Annotated in this window: 20 protein-coding genes; 5 read left to right on the top strand and 15 right to left on the bottom strand. The window is 65.4% G+C overall.

All coding sequences use genetic code 11. The features are described from left to right. Nucleotides 1-2: 2 nt before the first annotated feature. The 4 genes from CH295_RS12550 to ssd are packed head-to-tail and all read right to left on the bottom strand — an operon-like array spanning nt 3 to nt 3,644. Nucleotides 3-575, bottom strand: coding sequence for a type II secretion system F family protein (locus CH295_RS12550; RefSeq protein WP_252342021.1), 573 nt, complete (start codon nt 573-575; stop codon nt 3-5). Next, nucleotides 572-1,351: a type II secretion system F family protein gene (locus tag CH295_RS12545; protein WP_094740868.1), complete on the bottom strand. Its 780-nt coding sequence runs from the start codon at nt 1,349-1,351 to the stop codon at nt 572-574. The genes CH295_RS12550 and CH295_RS12545 overlap by 4 nt, the downstream gene beginning before the upstream one ends. After that, nucleotides 1,348-2,532, bottom strand: coding sequence for a TadA family conjugal transfer-associated ATPase (locus tag CH295_RS12540; RefSeq protein WP_094741008.1), 1,185 nt, complete (start codon nt 2,530-2,532; stop codon nt 1,348-1,350). Before CH295_RS12540 ends, CH295_RS12545 begins: the two co-directional genes overlap by 4 nt. Next, nucleotides 2,529-3,644 carry a septum site-determining protein Ssd gene (gene ssd, locus CH295_RS12535; RefSeq protein WP_094740867.1) on the bottom strand — a complete coding sequence of 372 codons (1,116 nt, stop codon included), beginning with the start codon at nt 3,642-3,644 and terminating at the stop codon, nt 2,529-2,531. The genes CH295_RS12540 and ssd overlap by 4 nt, the downstream gene beginning before the upstream one ends. Nucleotides 3,645-3,978: 334 nt before the next feature. Between ssd and CH295_RS12530 the strand changes: the two genes are divergently transcribed. Continuing rightward, nucleotides 3,979-4,824 (top strand): HAD-IB family hydrolase, encoded by an 846-nt coding sequence (locus CH295_RS12530; RefSeq protein ID WP_252342019.1) that lies wholly within the window; start codon nt 3,979-3,981, stop codon nt 4,822-4,824. Between the two features lie 364 nt (nt 4,825-5,188). Here the strand turns inward: CH295_RS12530 and CH295_RS12525 are convergent, their stop codons facing one another. The 5 genes from CH295_RS12525 to CH295_RS12505 form a co-directional block, all read right to left on the bottom strand. Next, a complete protein-coding gene (locus CH295_RS12525; protein WP_094740866.1) occupies nt 5,189-5,935 on the bottom strand; it encodes an oxidoreductase in 747 nt (248 codons plus the stop codon). A 31-nt stretch (nt 5,936-5,966) separates the two neighbouring features. Beyond that, on the bottom strand, nt 5,967-7,640 hold the full coding sequence (locus CH295_RS12520) for an ABC transporter ATP-binding protein (RefSeq protein ID WP_094740865.1): 1,674 nt from the start codon (nt 7,638-7,640) through the stop codon (nt 5,967-5,969). 1 nt (nt 7,641) lies between these two features. Continuing rightward, nucleotides 7,642-8,580: an ABC transporter permease gene (locus CH295_RS12515; RefSeq protein WP_094632320.1), complete on the bottom strand. Its 939-nt coding sequence runs from the start codon at nt 8,578-8,580 to the stop codon at nt 7,642-7,644. After that, nucleotides 8,573-9,496, bottom strand: coding sequence for an ABC transporter permease (locus CH295_RS12510; protein WP_094740864.1), 924 nt, complete (start codon nt 9,494-9,496; stop codon nt 8,573-8,575). Before CH295_RS12510 ends, CH295_RS12515 begins: the two co-directional genes overlap by 8 nt. A gap of 140 nt (nt 9,497-9,636) precedes the next feature. Then, nucleotides 9,637-11,259: a peptide ABC transporter substrate-binding protein gene (locus tag CH295_RS12505; RefSeq protein WP_094741007.1), complete on the bottom strand. Its 1,623-nt coding sequence runs from the start codon at nt 11,257-11,259 to the stop codon at nt 9,637-9,639. A 445-nt stretch (nt 11,260-11,704) separates the two neighbouring features. On the opposite strand from CH295_RS12505, the gene acs reads away from it, so the two are divergent. Further along, nucleotides 11,705-13,648, top strand: coding sequence for an acetate--CoA ligase (gene acs, locus CH295_RS12500; RefSeq protein ID WP_094741006.1), 1,944 nt, complete (start codon nt 11,705-11,707; stop codon nt 13,646-13,648). Nucleotides 13,649-13,700: 52 nt separating this feature from the next. On the opposite strand, the gene CH295_RS12495 is transcribed toward acs, so the two are convergent. Together CH295_RS12495 and CH295_RS12490 are read right to left on the bottom strand one after the other, a co-directional pair. Then, on the bottom strand, nt 13,701-15,515 hold the full coding sequence (locus tag CH295_RS12495) for a glycosyltransferase family 39 protein (protein WP_252342018.1): 1,815 nt from the start codon (nt 15,513-15,515) through the stop codon (nt 13,701-13,703). 216 nt (nt 15,516-15,731) lie between these two features. Continuing rightward, complete coding sequence (locus CH295_RS12490) at nt 15,732-17,102, bottom strand: MFS transporter (protein ID WP_170945879.1); 1,371 nt, start codon at nt 17,100-17,102, stop codon at nt 15,732-15,734. A 248-nt stretch (nt 17,103-17,350) separates the two neighbouring features. On the opposite strand from CH295_RS12490, the gene CH295_RS12485 reads away from it, so the two are divergent. Beyond that, nucleotides 17,351-17,845, top strand: coding sequence for a phage holin family protein (locus CH295_RS12485; RefSeq protein WP_032395253.1), 495 nt, complete (start codon nt 17,351-17,353; stop codon nt 17,843-17,845). Between the two features lie 21 nt (nt 17,846-17,866). Beyond that, nucleotides 17,867-18,799 (top strand): alpha/beta fold hydrolase, encoded by a 933-nt coding sequence (locus CH295_RS12480; RefSeq protein ID WP_094740863.1) that lies wholly within the window; start codon nt 17,867-17,869, stop codon nt 18,797-18,799. Here the strand turns inward: CH295_RS12480 and marP are convergent. Genes marP through nth form a run of 4 tightly spaced genes read right to left on the bottom strand, consistent with a single transcriptional unit; the run spans nt 18,796 to nt 22,041 of the window. After that, nucleotides 18,796-19,986 carry an acid resistance serine protease MarP gene (marP, locus tag CH295_RS12475; protein WP_094740862.1) on the bottom strand — a complete coding sequence of 397 codons (1,191 nt, stop codon included), beginning with the start codon at nt 19,984-19,986 and terminating at the stop codon, nt 18,796-18,798. The genes CH295_RS12480 and marP overlap by 4 nt on opposite strands. Beyond that, entirely contained in the window at nt 19,983-20,669 is a 687-nt protein-coding gene (locus tag CH295_RS12470; protein WP_094741003.1) for an NUDIX hydrolase, read from the bottom strand. Before CH295_RS12470 ends, marP begins: the two co-directional genes overlap by 4 nt. A gap of 23 nt (nt 20,670-20,692) precedes the next feature. Beyond that, nucleotides 20,693-21,304, bottom strand: coding sequence for a TlpA family protein disulfide reductase (locus tag CH295_RS12465; protein WP_094741002.1), 612 nt, complete (start codon nt 21,302-21,304; stop codon nt 20,693-20,695). A 50-nt stretch (nt 21,305-21,354) separates the two neighbouring features. After that, a complete protein-coding gene (gene nth / locus CH295_RS12460; protein ID WP_252342030.1) occupies nt 21,355-22,041 on the bottom strand; it encodes an endonuclease III in 687 nt (228 codons plus the stop codon). Between the two features lie 173 nt (nt 22,042-22,214). Here nth and CH295_RS12455 point away from each other — a divergent pair, with 173 nt between their 5' ends. Next, nucleotides 22,215-22,484: a hypothetical protein gene (locus CH295_RS12455; protein WP_032395258.1), complete on the top strand. Its 270-nt coding sequence runs from the start codon at nt 22,215-22,217 to the stop codon at nt 22,482-22,484. Nucleotides 22,485-22,528 lie beyond the last annotated feature (44 nt).

The raw sequence follows: 22,528 nt of genomic DNA, 5'->3' as shown, positions 1-22,528 counted from the left end.
GGTCACAGCAGACCACCGCCCATTACATTGCCCGCCAGTCCGATCACCACGGGGATGATGCCGAGACAGATGAAGGCGGGCAGAAAGCACAGCCCCAACGGCCCGCTGATCAGCACACCCGCACGCTCGGCCGCGGCAGCCGACGCATCCTCGGCCCGCGTTCGTTGTGTCGCAGCAAGTTCCGTCATCGCCGACGCCATGGACGACCCGGCCCGGGCTGATCGGCGGGCCATCCTGGCCAGAGCCTCGGTCTCCGGATCCTGCGCGACGGCGTCCCACGCGGTCGCGGCGTCGGCACCGAGTTCCAGCAGATCGGCCGCATTGCGGAGCGCAACACCGAACGAGGTCGGAGCGGACTGTGCCGCCGCCGCAGCGGCAGTCGATATCGGCAAACCCGACCGCAGACATGCGGCGAGCAGATCGAATGTCGTGGCCACCGCGAGCGGGTCGGGTGGCGGCGCATCGACGGCGACGGCGACCGCCCGGCCCTCGGGTGCGAGCCTGTGCAACCCGCCCGCGACCGAGGGCAGCGTGATCAACGCCGTTGCGACACAGAGCACCGTCGCCCACATCACGTCGTCACCGTGCCGGTGATCGCATCGGTCCACAGCAGCCCCGCGCACCCCAGCGCCGTGCCGATGAGCAGCAGCATTCCGCCGAGCCCACCGCCGAGCAGAATCTGCAGTGGATCCGCGCCCATCAGCTGGCCCAGCGCGACTCCGAGGATCGGCAGACCGGCCAGAACCAGCGCGGTGGCACGGGCACCGGCGAGGGATGCGTCGGTTCGTTCGCGAAACCGTCTGCGCCCCAGCATGTCCTCGCGGACGGCGTCCAGCAGCTCGGCAAGTGCGAGCCCGTGCTCGTCGGCCACTCGCCACGCGGCGGCCAGCCGGCCGAGCTCGGCGTCCAACAGCGAATCGGACGCAGCGATGCCGTCGGCAGCCCTGCCGCCCAATCGGGAGCGCGATGCCGCACCGCGCAGTGCCGTCGACGCGATCCCGCAGCACTCGTCCGCCGCAACCGCGCTGGCCGTGGCCGGATGGGACCCGACGCGGAGCTCTCCGATCACCACTTCGACTCCGGTTGCGAGCCAGTTCAATTCCTCGGCGCGCCGGTCGCGTTCGAGTCGCCGACGGTAACGCCGCCATCCGGTACTGCCCGCCACCGCCGCTGCGCTCACTGCCCAGATTCCGCCGAACCACCACACCGCCCCTGCCGCAAGCAGAGCGCAGCATGCCGGCACCATCCATCGGGGCGCGGACGACGCCGTCCGTGCTTCACGAGGCAACCGACGGAAACTGCTCGGCCACAGAGTGACTGCCACAGCGAGGGCCATGAGGGCGGCCGTCATCCGGCGTCACCGCAGCGGCGGTCGAGCAGTTCGAGGAGCCGACCTTCGCCCGGCGTCGGTTCGCCATCCACCGACCAGGCCGCTGCGATGTGCACTCGCCCGGTGGGATCGACGTCGACCACTCCGATCTCACGGAGACGTCGAGTACCGTCTGCGCTGCGATGGACGTGCAAGACCACTTGGACCGCAGCGGCGAGTTGACTGTGCAGCGCATCTCGCCCCATTCCGCCCAGTGCCGCAAGGGCTTCGAGTCGGGCGGGTACCTCGGCCGGGGAGTTCGCGTGGATGGTTCCGGCTCCACCGTCGTGACCGGTATTGAGAGCCGTCATCAGGTCGATGACCTCGGCCCCGCGCACCTCACCGACGACGAGTCGGTCGGGTCGCATTCGCAGGGCTTGACGCACCAGTTGGCGCACCGACACCTCCCCCACCCCTTCGACATTGGGCGCGCGGGCCACCAGACGGACCACGTGCGGATGGGCCGGTGCCAACTCTGCCGCGTCCTCGACGCACACGATGCGTTCGGCCGGATCCACCTCACCCAGCAGTGCGGCCAAGAGTGTAGTTTTTCCGGCGCCGGTACCTCCGACGACCAAGAACGCCAAGCGGCCGAACACGATTCGACGCAGCAGCTCGTACCCGTCTTCGGTCACGGCTCCCGATGCACGGAGCGCGGCGAGTCCCTGCGTCGCGGGTCGCAGAACCCGAAGCGAGACACACGTTCCCCCGCTCGCCACCGGTGCCAGCACAGCGTGCAGGCGGACGCCGAACGCCCCCTGCCCGACGCCCGGCAGTCGCCCGTCGACCCAGGGCTGCGCGTCGTCGAGTCGACGGCCGGAAGAGAGGGCGAGCCGTTGCGCCAGCCGCCGAACGGCAGCCTCGTCGACGAAGCGAACTCCGGTGCGCTCGAGTCCGCGACCACGATCGATCCACACCTGATCCGGTGCGGTGACCAGTACATCGGTCACTCCGGGCTCGGACAGCAGCGGCTCCAACGGACCCGCGCCGGTCAGTTCGGTTTGCAGAACACGAAGGGCCGCAAGCATATCGGTGTCGCCGATCACTCCCCCGGCTTCCGCTCGAATGGCCGCGGCGACGGTGGCGGGAACAGGAGCGTCGGCCGATGCCGCCAGGCGATCGCGGACGCGGTCGAGCAGATCCACGGTGACGACTGCGCTCACGCCGCCCACCGCTGACCACCGGGCTTGTGCGCGAACGTATCGAGCACTGCGTTGGCTGCTGCGGCCAGCGGCGAACGTCGGCCCAGCACCAGACCTCCACGTTCCAGGCGCTCGGCCAACGCGGGCTCGGCGCGCATCGACGTCAACAGTGGAAGTTCGAGGGCGACGGCGATATCGTCGGCCCTCAGCCCACCCGGCGCAGGCCCACGAACGACCAGGCCGACATTGGCATTTCGATCCACCACATGCGCTGCCACCACCTCGGCCGACGTCACGGCTCGCAGTTCGGCCGGAAGTACCAGCGCGACGAGGTCCGCCGCGGCGTACAGAGCGTCGGAGACGTCGCTGGGATGACGCGGAGCGTCGCACACCACCAGATCTCCCGCTGCGCGTCCTGCATCGAGTACAGCCGCCACTGCGACGGCGGAGAGTCCGACACTCCGCTCGTCGGATCTGCCCAGCGCCAACACCGACAACCCGTCCCGCGACGGCAGCGCGCCGTGCAGCGCGTCGCCGGAGACTCGGCCACCTTCGACGACCAAACCGGACCACCGCAGACCCGGAGCATTCTCCCAGCCGAGTAGCAGGTCGAGGCCGCTGCCGTAGCGGTCACCCTCGACGAGGAGTGCACGTCGGCCCGAGCGGCCGCTGCAGAGTCCGAGTGCGGCGGCGAACGTGGATGCACCCGCGCCACCGCGGGCGCCGACCACCGCGATCACTCCACCGTCTCCAGACGCTACCGACGCGGGTTCGCCGAGTATGCGCACGAGTGCGTCCTCGTCCCACGGCAGCGAGACCACGTGCTCGGCACCGAGCGATGTGGCGATTCGCCAATCGTCGAGTGTCGGCGGCGCGTCCGTGACCAGAATGACGCCCGAGCGGCGCGGAAATCCGGTCGCCAGTGCCGCCTCGGCGGACACGAAATCGACCAAAAGAATTCCGGCGCGGTCCCACATCGAACGTGTGGAACCGATACCGACCAGTAAGTTCTGCTCTTCCACAACACAATCCGCGGCTGCGGCGATTCGATAGACGTCCTCGCGGAGACCGCGAAGTTCGATCGACATCGTCACTACCGGGTGCGTGATTCGCCGTCGCACGTCCGTTTCCATGCGGCGAGCCTGCGTGAGAATCTGCTCGAGATGCGCGCGACTTGGGGAAATGTGGATAGATCCGGGCCTGTGGATGAATACCGGTACTTCTGTACCAGTTTTCGACCTACCCCAGAAAAGAGGACGACCCTCGCCAGGGGGGGAGGAGGCGAGGGTCGTCTGGTTCAGCCCCGGGGGGTCGGGCTGAACACCGCCCGGGATGAACCGGGCTCGTAGAAAATACTACACCCGTGGACGTCCTTGTTTGCAAGTTCAACAGTCCGTTTTTCTCGACCGCATCGGACCGAGTCCACCAGTGGCACCGCGCAACATCCACCGGTCACCACCGGCCACTATGGTGACAAACGTGACCCAGAGCGCGAGCAACGACGACGTCCCGGCCGGCCGACGCGCAGCGCGCGTCGCGGCATTCTTCGACCTCGACAAGACGATCATTGCCAAGTCCAGCACGTTGGCATTCAGCAAGCCGTTCTTCGACCAAGGACTCATCAACCGGCGCGCCGTTCTCAAAAGCAGCTACGCGCAGTTCTTGTTCCTGCTCTCCGGAGCCGATCACGACCAGATGGAGCGCATGCGCGCCCATATCGCGAGCATGACCGCAGGCTGGGACGTCGAACAGGTGCGAGCGGTCGTCGCCGAGACTCTGCACGACATCGTCGACCCCCTCGTGTTCGCCGAAGCCGCCGATCTCATCGCCGACCACAAGCTCCGCGGACACGACGTCGTGATCGTGTCGGCCTCCGGCGACGAGATCGTGCACCCCATCGCACAACTACTGGGTGCCGATCACAGCATGGCCACCACGATGGTGACCGTGGAGGGCAAGTACATCGGCGAGGTCGACTTCTACTGCTACGGAGAGGGCAAGGTCGACGCCATGAACGCCCTGGCCGCGCAACACGATTACGACTTGACGTCGAGCTACGCGTACTCGGACTCGATCACCGACGTGCCGATGCTGCGCGCCGTCGGGCATCCCACGGCCGTCAACCCCGATCGCGCACTGCGCAAGGAAGCCGCCTCCCGCGGCTGGCCGATTCTCACCTTCTCCAACCCGGTCTCGCTGCGATCACGGATCCAGACCCCGTCCGGCAAGACCGTAGCAGCAAGTGCCGCAGCAGGTTTCAGCGCTCTTGCCGCAGGCGCGATCACCTACGGACTGCTCCGAAGAAAAAGATGACGCCCAAACCCTTGATGTGAGGAGCGTCACGGGGTACAAATGACGTACGGAAGAACGGAAGGCCAAGAACGAATCGGAAGAGAAGATTCGCTCTCCCGACCGGGATTCCCAGCACGGACACCAGGCACCCACGCGGAGCAGCCACCTAATGGCAGAAGCGCTGTGGGCCTGCGAGATTCGTCGATGATCAGCAAGAACCCTGCACCGGTTGCAGGGATGACCTCATCACCGTCGAACCCTCGCCGAGGCCACGTGGTTTTCCATCACAGCCCACCTGAGCACGCTTGGTAACCAGGCGCTCCGTGCTAACGGGCGGCGACGTCGACGCAAGTCGACATCGCCGCCCTTTTATGTGCGCACAAGCTTACTGCGCAGCTTCGGCAATCGAAGTCGCTTCTGCCGCACCGGCTTCGAATGCTCCGCAGCACAGGATCACCCAACTCCCGACGCCGGTCGCGGTGCCCTCGGCGAATCCCGTCGCGCCGTCTCGGTAGGCATTTGCCCGACGCATCCAGCTCACCTCCGGCACTCCGAGGTTGTGGGGGTCGAATCCCGACGACGCTGCGACCAGTCTCGATGCAGCCCGCGCAACGATGCCGTCGGCCGATCCGAAAGCTTTGAGCGTCAACAACTCACCGTGTACCACCGCCGCGATCACCGGAGCAGGTGCGGAGGTTCCACCGGTCACCAACTGAGCGAGCAGGTCGAGTCGATCGCCGACACCCGCATCGCTGCGGGGACGTCCGAGTTCGGAGGCGTCGTCGACGAGGTCTGCTGCGGCCAACAGGTGCAGTCGTGCGAGGGTCTGCAGCGGTGCGCGTTTCCACGTAGAGACCGTGTTCTGCAGCGCATCACCGTCGAGGGCAGCCGCCACTCGCAGCGCACCAGCCAGAATGGGGTCGCCGTCTTCGCCCTCGCGGGGGAAGTCCATCGAACCACCCTCGAGTGTCGAAGACGAGCGGGCCGCACGCACCGCGGCCTCGGCGGCGGTGGCCGGCCAGCCACGACGGTTGGCCTTGTGCCGATGCACCGCGCCCAGAGCGTCGCGCGCACGTTCGGCAGAGTCGAGAACTCCGGGCAGTTCCAGTAGCGGGGCGAGGGGGTCCGTCACGACAGACGACGGTACCCCCTCCCCTCACCGCCTACTTCGCTCCGGCCGCCAACAGCTCGGCGCGCGCCTGACGACGCTTGGCCTGTTCGGCCGGGTCGGGCACCGGGACGGCTGCGAGCAACCGCTTGGTGTACTCGTTGGTCGGACGGCGCAGGATCTGATCCGTCGTACCGAACTCGGCCAACTTGCCCTTGTTCAGCACCGCGATGCGCTTGGCCAGCACCTCCACCACAGCGAGGTCGTGACTGATGAACAAGCACGCGAAACCGTACTCACGCTGCAGTTCCTTGAACAGCTCGAGCACCTTGGCCTGCACCGACACGTCGAGTGCAGACGTCGGTTCGTCGGCCACCAGCAACGTCGGCTCCAGGGCCAGTGCCCGAGCGATACCGACACGCTGACGCTGCCCACCGGACAGCTGGTGGGGGTAGCGGTTACGCATTGTCCGCGACAGGTGCACCTGATCGAGTAGTTCCTCGACCTTCTTGTTCCGCTCGGAAGCACCGAGTTCGGTGTGCAGCAGCATCGGCTCGGCGATGGACTGACCGATCGGCCAGCGCGGGTTCAGCGACGAACCCGGATCCTGGAACACGATGCCGACCTTGCTTCGCACCGACCGCAGATCGCGATTCGACAGGTTGGTGATATCGACCCCCGCGATCGACAAGGAACCGCCGGTGAGCTTGTTCAGCCCCACCACGGCCTTGCCGATCGTGGACTTGCCCGAGCCCGACTCACCGACGAGACCGACGACCTCACCCATCTCGATGTCGAGGCTGACCCCGTCGACGGCCCGGAACACGGTGCGGCCCGGGTAGTCGATGACGCCGTCGACGATGCTCAGTGCCCGGGTGTCCTCGACGGCGCTCGGCTGAGCGATGGTTCCCGCCGCCACGGACTCCATGCTGCTGCCCAGGTGCGGAACCGAGGCGAGCAACTGCTGCGTGTACGGATGCGATGCATCCTTGAAAATCTTCTGCGCAACATCGGTTTCGACGATCACGCCGTCCTTCATCACCGCGATGCGATCGGCCATGTCTGCCACCACACCCATGTCGTGGGTGATCAGCACGATCGACGCGTCGATGCGGTTGCGCAGGTCGCGCATCAGGTCGAGGATCTCGGCCTGCACCGTCACGTCCAGAGCCGTGGTCGGCTCGTCCGCGATCAGCAGCGCCGGATCCGAGGACAGCGCCTGGGCGATCATGGCGCGCTGACGCTGACCACCGGAGAGCTGATGCGGGTAGTAGTTCACCCGGGTCTCCGGATCCGGCATCTCGACGAGCTTCAGCAGCTCGACGGCCCGCGCCTTCGCTTCCTTCTTCGACAGCGAGGTGTGTGCCCGGATGGCCTCGGTGATCTGCCAGCCGATCGAGTACACCGGATTGAGCGCCGTCATGGGCTCCTGGAAGATCACCGCAACGTTCTTGCCGCGGATGGGTGCGAGCTGCTTCTCGGGCAGTCCGACCAGTTCCTTCTCGCCCAGCTTGATGCTGCCCGACACCCGTGAATTGTCGGCCAGCAGACCGGGAATGGCCATGGCGGTGGTCGACTTACCGGATCCGGACTCACCGACGATGGCGAGTACCTCGCCGGCGGCGACCGTGAACGAGACGGAATCGGCGGCCTTGCGCCATACCTTCTCGACCTCGAACTCGACCGTCAGATCGGTGACGGTCAGAACCGTGTCCTTCTGAATACTCATGTCAGTTCCGTTTCGGATCGAGTGCGTCACGGAGCGCGTCGCCGAGCATGATGAACGCGAGCACCGTGACGGAGAGGAACGCGGCCGGGAACAGCACCAGATACGGTGCCGTCAGGAACACGTTCTGACCGAGGTTGATCTGCAGGCCCCACGAGATCTCGGGAGCTTGCAGTCCGATTCCGAGGAACGTCAGCGTCGCCTCGGCCGCGATGAACGTACCCACCGAGATGGTGGCGTAGATGATCACCGGCGCAAGAGCATTGGGCAGAATGTGCCGCACCAGAATTCGGTACGTGGACGCACCGAGCGCCTGAGCGGCCTGGACGTACTCGCTGTTCTTGATCGCGATGACACTCGATCGGACCAGTCGCATCGCCGTCATCCAGCCGAACACGATCAGCGCGAGCGAGACGGTGAAGATCGTGCGCTGTGCGGTCACCGTCAACAGAATGAGGGCACCGAGCAGCAGCGGAATTCCGAAGAACACATCGGTGAAGCGAGCCAGGATGCTGTCGATGAAACCGCCGAAATAGCCTGCGAGAGCACCGATCAGCACACCGATGATGAGCACACCGATGACCGACAGCACACCGATCGACAGCGAGATCCGTGCACCGTAGATGACGTTGGCGTAGTAGTCGCACCCCTGGATGTCGGTGCCGAACCAATGCTCGGCACTCGGGGTCTGGCGCGAGTTCGACAGCGAGCACACCCGCGGATCGATCCCGCGGGCAAACAGTTGCGGGAACACCGCCATCACCAGGAGCACGGCGAGCAGGAACGACCCGATGATGAAGAAGGGGCTCTTGCGCAAGAACTTCCACGCATTGCCCCACAGGCTGGCCTGGCCGACCAGATCGACGGCCTCGCCGGTGATGACGTTGCCCGGCTGACCCTCGTCCGCCGCATGCTGAGCTGCGTTCGTGTCGTCCTTATTCATAGCGAATCCTTGGATCGAGAACCGCGTAGAGAACATCCACCACGAGGTTGAAGAAGATGTAGAAGAACACGAAGAGCGTCACGATGCCGACGACGACGGCACCTTCCTGACGCGCCAGTGCGTCGTAGATCGCGCGTCCGAGACCCGGCAGGTTGAACACCGTTTCGGTTACGATCGCACCGCCCAGCAGACCGCCGACGTCGGCACCGATGAAGGTGACGACGGGAATCAGGGAATTTCGCAGAGCATGGCGAACGATGATGCGCCGGTTGCTGATTCCCTTCGACTTCGCGGTGCGGATGTAATCAGCTGCCATCGACTCAGCCACGGACGTACGAGTCAATCGGGCGACGTAGGCCATCGACAGCGACGCGAGCACCAGGCCCGGGAGCAGGTAGCTCGACCACCCGTTGTTGATACCGGAGATCGGGAAGACACCCAGTTTCACACCCAGCGTGAACTGCGCGATGAAACCGAGGACGAAGACCGGAACCGACACCAGCAACGTCGTCGAAATGAGCACGAGGTTGTCGAAGAACGACCCCTTCTTCAGGGCCGAGAGCACACCCGCTGCGATACCCATGATGGTCTCGAAGACCACGGCGACGATCGTCAGCTTGATGGTGACGGGCAGGGCCCGCTCGATGGTGTCGAGCACGGGGCGGCCGGAGAAGTCGGTGCCGAAGTTGCCTTGGAAGAATCCACCGATGTACTTGAGGTACTGGACGACCAGGTTGTCGTCGAGGTTGAAGTCGTCGCGCAACTGCGCGACGACGGCAGGGGCGAGCGGGCGATCTCCGGCCAGGGCGCGGATGGGATCACCGGGCAGTGCGTAGACCATGGCGAAGATGAGAAAAGAGGAGCCGATCAGGACGGGAATCGTCAGCAGTAATCGGCGGGATATGTAGCGACCCACTGTGGTTTCTCCTTGGATGCGGCGATCCTGCGAATCGGGTCTCGCTGACGCAGGTCTTCGGTGGGCGTCGAGCCCACCGCCGAAACGAACCGATGGGTGGCAACGGAGTCACATCCGTTGCCACCCACCGGTGTCCGTTGTTAGCTGACTACGACGTCCTCGAGGACGATGTCGCCGGTGTTGTCGATCTTCACGTCGGAGACGCGATCGGACCACACTGCCTGGTTCAGGCCGTAGAACAGCGGGGTAGCGGGCATCTGCTGGAACAGGATGTCCTCTGCCTTCTGGTAGTCCGCCGTCGCGGCCTCGATGTTTTCGGCGTTGTTGCCCTCTGCCAATGCGGCGTCGAAGGCCGGGTCGCTGAAGAACGTGGCGTTGCTACCGGCCGGCGGCAGTGCCGCGGACGAGTACAGCGGGGACAGGAAGTTGTAGATCGACGGGTAGTCCATGATCCAGCTCGAGCGGAACGGGCCGGTCATACCCTTGGCGTCCTGCAGCGGCAGGTACTGAGCGAACTGCAGATCGCCGCGCAGTGCGTAGTCGACACCCAGGTTCTCGCGAATCTGGTTGCCCACCGCCGTCATCCACGAGTCGTGTCCGGCACCGGCGTTGAACCACAGGTCCACCGGCTGGCTGCGATCGAAGCCGGCCTCGTCGAGCAGACGGTTGGCCTCGTCGGCGTTGAGCTCGCAGGTGGCGCCACACGCATCCTCGCGGTAGCCCTCGACCACGGGAGAGGCGAAGGAATCGGCGGGGGTACGGGTGTCGGTGAAGATCGCCGTTGCGATGGCCTGGCGATCGATGGCCATCGAGAACGCCTTGCGTACGTTCGGGTCCTGGAACCGCGGGTCGTACGTCGGGAAGCCGAGCGAGGTGATGTCGGGACGGGCGCGATCGGCGTAACGATCACCGAACTGATCTCGCGCAGTGGCCCAGGCGTCCTCGGGCAGATCGAGCATGATGTCGAGTCCACCGCCCTGGATATCGTTGTAGCCGGTGTTCAGCTCGGTGTAGACCTTGAAGTTGACGCCCGCGGACTTGGCGGCGTTGTCGCCTGCGTAGTCGTCGTACTTGGTGACGGTGAAGCCCTGTCCCGGAACGAAGTCCGAGTCGGCCTTGAACGGGCCGTTACCGATCGGGCGGGCACCGAATGCCGTCGGGTCGGCGTAGAACGCCTCCGGCAGCGGATCGAACGCGGTGTAGCCGAGCGTCAGCGGGAAGATTGCGAACGGTCCGTTGAGCTTGACGGTGAAGGTCGTGTCGTCGACGACGCTCAATCCGCTCAGTTCGGTCGCAGTGGGCTCGGCGGTGTCGCTGCCCTGCAGGTCTGCGTAGCCTTCGATGTTCTCGAAGAAGTACGAGGCACCGAATGCGTTGGTGCTCAACGCATTGTAGCTCCACGCCTTGGTGAAGGACTCCGAGGTGACCGGGGTGCCGTCGTGGAACGTCCAGCCGTCCTTGAGCTTGACGGTCCAGGTGATGTTGTCCTCGGACTCGACGGACTCGGCAACGCCGTTGTACTCGACGCTGTTGTCTTCGTCGTTGAACGTGACCAGTGGAGTGAAGAGCGCCTTGAGGACCTGGCTGCCTTCGCTCTCGGTGGTGTTTCCGGGAACCAACGGGTTCTCCGGCTCGCCGATGTAGATGCTGTAGATCCCGTCGGCGCTGCCACCGGAGCTCGAGCCACCGCCGCCACAGGCGGCGAGCAGGCTCGCACTCATCAGCACAGCCGTGGTGACGACCGCGGCACGTTTGATACGCAAGGAAAATCCTCCATCCAGATGTGAACACGGGGTCATCCGTGCTCAGTTCCTCGGGCGCGACGCCCGGGGATTCGTGGGCGACCGCATGGCACGGCATGTGAGCCGTTCCAACGATCTGATGGGATGGACTTTAGACACATCCTGAAACGAACATGTGAACTCCCCCAGATTTTGCTGACCCGTGAGTAAGCCGGAAACATGATCGAAACGTTTCGGCAAGTCGATTTCTCACACTTCGGACTTCCGCGTCGTCGAGGCGGCTCGGCGAGAACCCCGATTACCGCCCACCGTGCAGAAACTACCGATCACCGCAGATCAGGGGGTTGCAGGCGATTGCAACGGTGCGATTGCCATCACATGTGACTACCCTCACAAGGGGCTCGAGACCGGCACGGAAGTGCAGTTTCATGAGCGAAATGCACCGGACGAAAGTGAGCTATTCGAGATGACGACCAGTACCTCCGGAACCGACGAGACCGCGGTTGCCTCCTACGCACCCTCGGCCGAGTTCTCGGCTCAGGCGAACGCCGGAACCGAGCTCTACGCCGCCGCCGAGGAGGATCGACTCGGCTTCTGGGCCGAACAGGCTCGCCGACTCCACTGGCACACCCCGTTCACCGAAGTTCTCGACTGGTCCGACGCCCCCGTCGCCAAGTGGTTCGCCGACGGCGAGCTCAACGTCGCCTACAACTGCGTCGACCGCCACGTGATCGACGGACACGGCGACCAGGTGGCCATCCACTGGGAAGGCGAACCCGGCGACAGCCGCGACATCACCTACTCCGATCTGCTCGCCGACGTCAGCCAGGCCGCCAACACCCTGACCGAACTCGGCCTCGTCTCCGGCGACCGAGTCGCCATCTACATGCCCATGATCCCCGAGGCCATCGTCTCGATCCTCGCGTGCGCACGCCTCGGCCTGACCCACTCGGTCGTCTTCGCCGGCTTCTCCGCCACCGCACTCCGCTCGCGCGTCGACGACGCCGAGGCCAAGCTCGTCATCACCACCGACGGTCAGTGGCGACGCGGCAAGCCCGCGCCCATCAAGGACACCGTCGACGAAGCAGTCGACGGGGCGGCATCGATCGAACACGTGCTGGTCGTCAAACGCACCGACTCCGAGGTCTCCTGGACCGAGGGACGCGACCTGTGGTGGCACGAGACCGTCGCCAAGGCGTCGAAAGAGCATGAGGCGCAGCCGTTCCCGGCCGAGCACCCACTCTTCATCCTCTACACCTCGGGCACGACGGGTAAGCCCAAGGGCATCATCCACACCTCCGGCGGCTACCTGACGCAGACCTCGTACACCCACCACAACGTCTTCGACCACAAGGCCGGAACCGACGTCTACTGGTGCACCGCCGACATCGGCTGGGTCACCGGGCACTCCTACATCGTCTACGGGCCGCTCTCGAACCGCGCGACGCAGGTCGTCTACGAGGGCACGCCCAATTCGCCCGACGAGCACCGGCATTGGAACGTCATCGAGAAGTACAAGGTCTCGATCTACTACACCTCCCCCACCCTCGTTCGTACGTTCATGAAGTGGGGCAAGGAAATCCCCGGGGCACACGATCTGAGCTCGATCCGTCTGCTCGGCTCCGTCGGCGAACCGATCAACCCCGAGGCGTGGCGCTGGTTCCGCGACGTCGTCGGCGGCGGCACCGCACCGATCGTCGACACCTGGTGGCAGACCGAGACCGGCGCGATCATGATCTCCCCGCTGCCCGGCGTCACCGCCACCAAGCCCGGCTCCGCGATGGCCCCGTTGCCCGGCATCTCCGCCAAGATCGTCGACGACGACGCCAAGCCACTGGGCAACGGCGGCAACGGTTACCTCGTCCTCGACGAGCCGTGGCCGTCGATGCTGCGCGGCATCTGGGGCGACATGGACCGCTACAAGGAAACGTACTGGTCGCGGTACGCCGAGGAGGGCTGGTACTTCGCCGGTGACGGTGCCAAGTACGACGACGACGGCGCACTGTGGGTCCTCGGCCGCGTCGACGACGTCATGAACGTCTCGGGCCACCGCATCTCGACGTCCGAGGTGGAGTCGGCACTGGTCACCCATCACAGTGTCGCCGAGGCCGCGGTGGTCGGTGCCGCCGACGACACCACCGGTCAGGGCATCGTCGCGTTCGTCATCCTGCGGGCAGGCGAGGAGAACACCGGCGACGCGCTGATCGCCGAACTCAAGGCGCAGGTCTCCAAGGAGATTTCGCCGATCGCCAGGCCTCGGGAGATCTCCATCGTGCCGGAGCTGCCGAAGACGCGATCCGGCAAGATCATGCGTCGACTGCTGCGCGACGTGGCCGAGGGCCGCGAACTCGGCGACGTGTCCACCCTCGTCGACCCGAAGGTGTTCGAGGCGATCAAGAAGGGCCGCTAGCGGCCAGTGGTGCGGTTGAGTGCCTCAGGGGGCACTCAACCGCACCACTGCCTCAGGCACTCAGATCGAACACCGTGTAGTCGCCGACGGTCCTGGGTGTGAAGGTCGCAGCTACCCAGTCACCGACCGCCGACGGCCTGGTCTTGCCCGTTCCCTCGATGAAGTAATGGATCTTTCCCGCGGCCACGTCGGCCTCGAATCGGTCGAGCGTGGGCGACGGGTCGGTTCCGGAGAATCCACCCACCGGCATCACCGGGTCGTCGGTCGCGAGCTGTATGCCCGCGGCGGCGTTGGATCCGACGGTCGCCGCCACCCAGGTGTAGTTCTGGGCGTCGGATTCGAGTAGGCCGGTCAGCTCTGCGTCCGGTGCGGCTGCGGAGCCGAATTGCGCTGAGCGGCCGACAATTTCCTCATGCGATCCGGTTCCGTAGGCTGCGGTCTCGGACGCAACAGCGGGCCCGGCCGACGGACCTCCTCCACTGTGCGGGGTGACCACGGTATCGGCGACGTAAGCGACGGGGCCGGCCAGAGCGACCGCAATTGCCGCCGCTCCCAGCGTAATCGAGACCGCTCGAGACATCCGGACCACGAGGGCGAGAGCCACAACGATCCCGACTCCCAGCACCACCCATCGGAGCCACGGCACGAACTCGGGTGTACGAGCGAGAAAGACGAACGACGTGGCCGTGGTGACAGCCGAAGCAAGCGCGAGAATCGAACGGCACCAGACGTTCTCGCGTCGCACCCACAGTTCGCGCAGGGCAGCTCCGACGATGGCGGCGATCGCCGGTGCGATCACGATCGTGTAGTACGAGTGAAAGGTGCCCGACATGAAGCTGAACACCAGCGAGCACCCGATGAGCCACATTCCCCACATCACATACCAGGCGCGTCGGAAGTCCTGTCGAGGCGCTTTGCCGCGCAACACGATTCCCGCCACCACGAGCACGAGCGCAGCCGGTATCAGCCACGAGATCTGACCACCCTGCGCGGCAGCGAACATCCGGGTGATGCCCGTCTGCACCGCATCTCCGGCATGGGATGCCGCACTGCTTCCGTGTTCGTTGCCCGTCAGTCGACCCAGACCGTTGTAGCCGAATGTCAGGTCCAGGATGCTGTCGGTCTTCGACCCGCCGACCCACGGCCGGTCGGCAGCCGGAACCAACTGCACGATCGCCACCCACCACCCGGCCGTCACGAGCACCGCGGCACCGGCCGCCGGCAACTGCAGCATTCGGGTTCCGAACCTCGGTGGACCGAACGCCGCGTACGCCACGGCGAGAGCTGGTACGACGAGGAACGCCTGCAGTTGCTTCGTCAGAAACCCGAGGCCGACAACAGCTCCGGTGACCACCAGCCACCGAGTTCGCCCGTCCTCGAGCGCGCGAAGCATCGCCCACGCGGCTCCCAACAGGGTGAGGGTGAGCAAGGCGTCGGGATTGTCGTAGCGGAACATCAGCGCGAAGGTCGGCGTGGTCGCCAAGACCGCGCCTGCAATCAGCGCTGCCCCGTAGCCGAATCGACTGGCGACGATCGCGTACATGATTCCCACGCTCAGCACGGCCATCAGCACCTGCGGCAACAACAGCGACCACGAGTTGAGGCCGAAGATTCGTACCGAGAGCTCCATGACCCACAGCGACGCAGGCGGCTTGTCCACCGTGATCGAGTTCGCGGCGTCGGACGAGCCGAACAGGAAGGCCTTCCAACTGATCGAGCCGGCCTGAACGGCTGCTGCGTAGAAGGAGTTACCCCAGTGCTCCCGATTCAGGTCCAGGGCGTAGGCCCCGGCTGTTCCGGCGAGAAGGGCGGCCAGAGTGGGCATTGCCCAGCGTGGGCGGGCGATGTCGTGTTCGAGGACGGTCACAGTCGATCACTGTTGCCCTCGATCCTGAGGATGTGCGATCAACTTCCTGACAATCGACCGTCAAACCGGCACAGTCATTCGAAGTATGCCCGAATTGTCTGCACTGCAACGACTTCGAGACCACCAAGGTGAGCGGAAACTCGACCCCTGCTACGAAGCTCGGAGTGGAGCCTGCGGAACGACCGCAGGCTCCACGCTCACGTGCGGCGCCGCCGCTCAGACGCTGTCGAGCGACTGGTCTCGTGTTTCCTTCATGATCAGCAGAGCGATCAGCGTCAACGTTGCAGCGATGGCGAGGTACACGCCAACCCAGCCGACGCCGTAGCTGCTCACCAGCCAGGTCGCGATGAACGGCGCCACTGCGGCACCGAGGATCGACGCGGTGTTGTACGAGATTCCCGATCCGGTGTAGCGCACGTTGGTCGGAAACAGTTCCGGCAGAACGGCACTCATCGGTCCGAAGGTCAGGCCCATGAGGCCGAGGCCGACGCACATGAACACCAGCATCCGCGAGGCGGACGCGGTCTCGGGGTTCGCGAACCAGTGGAACGAGAGCCCGAACAGCACGATCGCCGACGTGATGACGATCAGCGTGGGACGACGGCCGTACTTGTCGGCCAGCAGCCCGGCCACCGGAATCAGCGCCGCGAAGAACAGCACGGCGATGAGCTGCAGCTCCAGGAAGTCGGTGTAGGAGATCGCCAGCTTCGGACCCTTGACGTCGGACACCTTGCCCGTTCCGTAGCTGACCACCCACGTGGTCATGATGTAGAACAGCGTGTAGGTGGCGAGCATGACGAACGTTCCGATGATCAGCTGACGCCAACTGGTCTTGAATACCTGAGCGAGCGGAGTCTTGACCTTCTGACCGCGCTCGACGGCGAGCTTGAACACCGGCGTTTCCTCGAGCTTGAGCCGGACGTACAGGCCGATGATGACCATGACGGCGCTGAGCAGGAACGGGATTCGCCAGCCCCACGTCAGGAACGCGTGGTCGGTGCCCGAGTTGACCGAGTCGTAGCCCGTCGCGATGACGATGAGCAGGAAGATGCCGTTGGCGAAGAAGAACCCGATGGGTGCGCCCAGCTGCGGGTACATCGCCGCCCAGGCTCGCTTGCCCGGCTTGGCGGTTTCGGTGGCCAGCAACGCTGCACCGCTCCACTCGCCGCCGAGACCGACGCCCTGGGTGAAGCGCATGATCGCCAGCAGAGCCGGAGCCCACAGCCCCACCGCGGCGTACGTGGGCAACAGTCCGATCGCGAACGTCGCGACACCCATCGTGAGCAGGGACCCGACGAGGGTCGCCTTGCGTCCGATGCGGTCGCCGAAGTGGCCGAACAGAATCGACCCGATGGGTCGCGCGACGAAGGCGAGGCCGAAGGTAGCGAACGACGCCAGCAGTGCGGTGGTGTCGTTGCCCGCGGGGAAGAACAGACGCGGGAAGACGAGCACTGCGGCGGTGGCATAGATGTAGAAGTCGAAGAACTCGATGGACGTGCCGACCATCGAGGCGATCACGATGCGCGATCGCGGCACCTGAGGTGCGGGAATTGCACCGTCGGCGGCGACGGTGTGTGCTGAACTCACGAATGCTCCTGAAGGGGGAAGTTCCCTGCAAATTACCTGATGAACACCTGAGAATTTCACGACCCGGGCGTGTCCGTTGCCCGATCGCGTAAGTTCCTCGAGTTTGCGGCAGGTGGTACCGAGGTACGCGTCCAAACAAGGGCGAGCGTCGCCCGCCCTCCGCGGAACAGTTAACCTGCTACCGAGGTACTACTGTCGATACGATCTTCCGCACAACACCGAGCAGAGCAATTACAAGGGGTCGAGAGTTGAGCGTCAGCAATGACAAGGGATACGGCAACGGCGTCCCGAACACGATTTCGTCGATACCTCTGACCGATGTCGATGCCCGCACCCCTGGTAGCGCCAGCATCGGAAATCTCGTCAAGGACGCCACCACTCAGGTCTCGACGCTCGTGCGCGCCGAAGTCGCCCTCGCCAAGGCCGAGGTCACCGGCGAGGTCAAGAAGGGTCTGCAGGGCAGCGTCTTCTTCATTATCGCGTTGACGGTGTTGCTGTTCAGCTCGTTCTTCTTCTTCTTCTTCGCCGCTGAACTGCTCGATGTGTGGCTCTACCGCTGGGCCGCATTCCTCATCGTGTTCGCCGTCATGGTGTTGGCCGCGGCGCTGTTCGGTTTCCTCGGCTACCGCCGGGTCAAGAAGCTGCGCAAGCCCGAGAAGACCATCGACTCGCTCAAGCAGGCGTCGACGGTGCTGCCGAACCAGCACGATTCCATCCCCGGAGTTCCCGGCTACAAGAAGTAGTAGCCCGGCGAATCGAGCAGTATGAATCAGCCCGATCCGTCCACGGTCCGGTATCCGGGACAGTGGATCCATCGCGACATCCACGCCAACGGAATTCGGTTCCACATCGTGGAGGTCGGCGAACACGCACCGGACGCACCGCTGGTGGTTCTGCTGCACGGCTTCGCCGACTTCTGGTACTCGTGGCGACACCAACTCGAGGCGCTCGCGCGATCGGGTGTTCGTGCCATCGCCGTCGACCTGCGCGGCTACGGTGATTCCGACAAGCCTCCACGCGGATACGACGGGTGGACTCTGGCCGGCGACATCGTCGGACTCGTTCGCGCTCTGGGCTATCCGAGCGCCACGTTCGTCGGCCACGCCGACGGCGGTCTCGTCTGCTGGGCCAGCGTTGCGCTCCACCCCCGCTCGGTGCGTTCGATGGTGCTGATCAACGCCCCGCACCCCATCTCTCTGCGGCGGGCCGTGTTGAAGGACTCGGCACAGCGCGCCGCGCTGCTCCCGCACTTCGTTCGCTACCAGGTTCCGCTGCGCCCCGAGAGACTGCTGACGCGCCGAGGCGGTGCCGCGGTCACCGAGTTGATGAGCAACCGCGCCGGGCCCGAGTGGAAGACCACCGAGGACTACGCGGACACCACGGCCAAGATGAGCTCGGCCATCAGAATTCCCGGTGCTGCACACTGCGCACTCGAATATCAGCGATGGGCGTTCCGCAGCCAGTTCCGCGCCGAGGGCCGCCGCTTCATGGACGCCGTCGACGTACGAACCTCGATTCCAGTCGCGCAGATCAGCGGCGACCTCGACCCGTACGTACTGCCCACCACCCTCGACAGAGACCGGCACTGGGCCCCCGGGCTGACGCGTCGAACAGTGCGGGACGTGGGCCACTACGTGCACCAGGAAGCTCCCGACGTGGTGTCCGAGGAGATCCTGCGGGTCGTGCGCGAGAGCTAGACGATGCAGTCGCCCGTGCCCACCGGCACCGGGGCATCGAAGCTCTGCGCGAGTTCGTCCGCGATCTCCGACGCGGTCAGCACGAATCCGGTGTCGGGGTCGTCGACGGCCGCACCGAACACGACGCCCAGTACCTCACCGGACGAGTTGACCAGCGGTCCACCGGAGTTGCCTTGCCGCACCGATCCGCGAACCGTGTACACCTCACGTTGGACGGTTCCGGTGCGGTAGATGTCCGGTCCGCTGAGGTTGATGATCTCGCGGATGCGCGCCGGGCTCGCCGTGTACGGTCCACCGCCGGGGTAGCCGAGCACGATGGCGTCGGTCCCGGATTCGGCCGGCGTCGGCGCAAACGCCAGCACCGGTGCCTGCAGCTGCGAAACACGAAGCACCGCAATGTCTTCTTCCGGATCGAACAGTACGACGTCGGCGTCGAGCGGTCCGTTCGGCGAATCGACCGTCACCTCGGACGTGCCTGCGACGACGTGTGCGTTGGTCATCACCAGATCCGATCCGACGACGAATCCCGAACCCTCGAGCGCCTTCTGGCAGCTCGGTGCGATGCCGTTGATCTTGATGACGCTCGATTGCAGTTGCACCGGAATCGGTCCCGCTGCGATACCGGAATCGGGAGCGGCGACCTCGGCGACCGGGGTGCGACCGAACGGGCCGATGACATCCGGTAGTCCGGAGGTGTCGAGCAACGCCGAGAATTCCTTGGGTACCTGACGCAGCCAGTCCGGTGCCACTTCGTCGACCTTGCCGAGGACCGTCGATCCACGGACCGCACTGGCGACCTCGGGCTGCGAGGACGACGTCAGCGGGATGGCGAGCAGCCACGCGGCAGCGAGCACCGCGACGGCCTGTAGCCCGGCACCGATGGTGCTGTCGACCGAACGTGCTGCGCGGGAATGGATTCCGCTACGTAGCGCCCGCCCGAGGACCATGCCGGCAACCTCACCGACGATCACCAGCACCACGATCAACGCGATGCCGACGAACACCCGCATCCGCGAACCGTCGACGTGTTCGAGCACGTGCGGTGCCACCAGAATGCCGGCGACGGCACCGAGCACAACACCGAGAAACGCCAGCGCCGACGCCACCGCCCCCTGCCGCCATCCCGACGTCGCCGCCAGCAGTGCGATGGCAACCACCGCGATATCGACCCACCCTGAACCAGTCACCGATCGAGCCTCGCTCCTACCGCAGTCAAGCTGGCCTCCAGATCGCGTATGTCCCCCGTGTCCCACTCGGGCTCCCAGCCCGATACAGCCAGCAGACCCGCCAGGATACCGCCCGTGAAGCCCCACACCAGCATTCCCTGCACAGCGAACGCGGGGCCCTGGTAACCCGCAGGGTGGCGCACCTGGAATCGGTTGTTCGGATCGAGCAACTCGCGCAACGGAACTCGCACCACTCGCTCGGTCTCGCCGGGATCGACGACGCGCACCGGCGTCGGTCGCTCCCAGTACGAGAGCACCGGAATCACGTCGAAGCGCGACGGCGGAACGTAGATGCCGGGCATCGTGGCCAGCGGTACGACACCTGCCGGATCGAGTCCGGTTTCCTCCTGCGCCTCCCGCAGCGCCGTACCGATCGGGCCGTCGTCGCCCGGATCGGTGGCACCGCCGGGGAAGGCGATCTGCCCGCTGTGATCGCGCAGCGTCGACGCGCGCTGGGTCAGCAGAACGTCGGCCTCGGCAGGCAGTCCGCCGGGTGCACCGGGATCGGCGACGGCCGGGCCGCCGAACAGCACCAGCACAGCGGCAGATCGCGGCCGGTCGGCCGGCGGTGCTTGACGCTGCAGCACGGGATTGGTGCCGGTGGTGTCGGTCAGACCGCCTGCTCTGCCTGCGACGTCGAGCATCCGCCCGAGCCAGTCGGGTGCGCTCACGAGTCGACTCCGAGGTTCACGCGGACGGCGTCGGCGATGTCGTCGACGCTCCGGAAGGGTTGTGGCAGCACCTTGGCGACAGTGCCATCCGCAGATATCAAAACGGAAACGGGAAGCACGTTGGGCGCTCCAACGGCGGCGACGACGCGGCCGGCACCGTCCTGAACTCCGGGCAGAGTGATGCCGTAATCGGCGAGCCGGGTCAGGCCGTTGGCCTCGTTGGCGTCGTTGTGAACCGTCAGGACTTCGATCTTCTCGCCTGCTCGTTCGGCGTACTGCTGGAGGTAGGGCAACTCTTCGGCGCATGGCCCGCACCAGTACGCCCAGATGTTGAGCAGGGCAGGCCGCCCCGCGAGCACTTGGCCGAGGTCGACGTACGAGCCGTCGCCGATGCATTCGAGGGTGATACCGGTCAGCGGACCCGCGGGGTTGCCCGACGCCGTCGGGCAAGCGGCGAGACCGGCATCCTGACGCAGCGGCGCGAGGGCCTCGGGGGTGTCGGCGGCCCGACGCTCGTCCGTACCGGGTGCTCGCTGCCCGAGGCCGGGTGAGTTCGTGGGCTGCGCGGCAGGTGCTGTGTCGTTGCGGGGCCACAGCGCGTAGACCATCCCGACGACGAGGATCAGAGCGACGAGAGACCAGCGCAGAGCAGCTTTGTTCACGACACGATTCCGGCGAGGGCGAGGAGGTGATCGGTCTCCGGGCCCTTCACCAGCGCAGCAGCCGTTGCCGGATCGGTAGGGCCGGTCCCGAAAGAGGGGCAGTCCTTGGCAAGGATGCACACCCCACATGCGGGGGTCCGAGCGTGGCAGACGCGTCGGCCGTGAAAGATGACTCGATGCGAGAGCAACGTCCACTCCTTGCGTTCGATGAGTGCGCCGACGGCATGCTCGACCTTGACCGGGTCCTCCTCCTCGGTCCACTGCCAGCGTCGTACGAGCCGTCCGAAGTGGGTGTCGACGGTGATGCCCGGAACATCGAAGGCATTGCCGAGAACCACATTGGCCGTCTTGCGGCCGATCCCGGGAAGCGTGACGAGATCCTTCAACGTCGCGGGCACCTCGCCGTCGAAGTTCTCCAGCAGTTTCTGCCCGAGTCCGATCAGCGAGTTCGCCTTGTTGCGATAGAAGCCCGTGGTGCGGATGTACTCCTCGAGCTCGACACGGTCGGCCTCGGCGTAGTCGCGGGCTGTGCGGTATTTCACGAACAGTGCGGGAGTGACCATGTTGACGCGCTTGTCGGTGCACTGCGCGGACAGGATGGTCGCAACGGCGAGTTCGAGGGGCGTGGTGAAGTCCAGTTCGCAGTACACGTGCGGAAAGGCAGTGTTCAACGTCCGGTTCATCCGCCGAGCTCGGCGGACGAGCCCGAGGTGAGTCTCCTCGCGTTTGCGCACGTCGGGGCGTTTCGGGGCTGTCGAATCCACTCCACAACTGTACGGACAAGAATGCGTAACGTTCCTCGCGGCAGGAGTGGGCTGTGTTTGTATCGAGACCTTTTCGGTGTTAACTGGCCGGTATGCAAGGACTCGCCGTGGTGCTCTTTCCGGTACTACTCATGCTCTTCGCACTCGCGATGGAACGCGTCGAGTTCCGGCTCAGCAAGCTCGGCGTCCGGGAACAGGAAGTCCAGGAGTTCCTCGATCAGGCGAGCACGTCCGAGGTCGCCACTCTGGCGAACGAGGGCTTCCCACACGCATTGGCCCGATTCAACACCCGCAAGCGCCGCCAGACCCCTCCGCGGACCGTCGACACGCGCGACGGCATGGTCGACCAACGGGCCAGCTGAGCGCACGTTTTGTCCCATTGGTCGTAATTTCGATGAATTTCGGG

Source organism: Rhodococcus sp. 14-2483-1-2, assembly GCF_002259405.1.
Classification (GTDB): Bacteria; Actinomycetota; Actinomycetes; order Mycobacteriales; family Mycobacteriaceae; genus Rhodococcoides.
Note: the sequence above shows the minus strand (reverse complement) of the source record. Positions and strands in the feature narration are given on the sequence as shown.

What these genes read in the sequence shown, in the direction of transcription:
- CH295_RS12455 (WP_032395258.1), top strand. Translation starts at nt 22,215, where the DNA reads ATGCAAGGACTCGCCGTGGTGCTCTTTCCGGTACTACTCATGCTCTTC.
- CH295_RS12520 (WP_094740865.1), bottom strand. Translation starts at nt 7,640, where the DNA reads ATGAGTATTCAGAAGGACACGGTTCTGACCGTCACCGATCTGACGGTC.
- CH295_RS12470 (WP_094741003.1), bottom strand. Translation starts at nt 20,669, where the DNA reads ATGCTCGACGTCGCAGGCAGAGCAGGCGGTCTGACCGACACCACCGGC.
- CH295_RS12545 (WP_094740868.1), bottom strand. Translation starts at nt 1,351, where the DNA reads ATGACGGCCGCCCTCATGGCCCTCGCTGTGGCAGTCACTCTGTGGCCG.
- ssd (WP_094740867.1), bottom strand. Translation starts at nt 3,644, where the DNA reads ATGGAAACGGACGTGCGACGGCGAATCACGCACCCGGTAGTGACGATG.
- CH295_RS12480 (WP_094740863.1), top strand. Translation starts at nt 17,867, where the DNA reads ATGAATCAGCCCGATCCGTCCACGGTCCGGTATCCGGGACAGTGGATC.
- nth (WP_252342030.1), bottom strand. Translation starts at nt 22,041, where the DNA reads ATGAACCGGACGTTGAACACTGCCTTTCCGCACGTGTACTGCGAACTG.
- acs (WP_094741006.1), top strand. Translation starts at nt 11,705, where the DNA reads ATGACGACCAGTACCTCCGGAACCGACGAGACCGCGGTTGCCTCCTAC.
- CH295_RS12515 (WP_094632320.1), bottom strand. Translation starts at nt 8,580, where the DNA reads ATGAATAAGGACGACACGAACGCAGCTCAGCATGCGGCGGACGAGGGT.
- CH295_RS12465 (WP_094741002.1), bottom strand. Translation starts at nt 21,304, where the DNA reads ATGGTCTACGCGCTGTGGCCCCGCAACGACACAGCACCTGCCGCGCAG.
- CH295_RS12530 (WP_252342019.1), top strand. Translation starts at nt 3,979, where the DNA reads ATGGTGACAAACGTGACCCAGAGCGCGAGCAACGACGACGTCCCGGCC.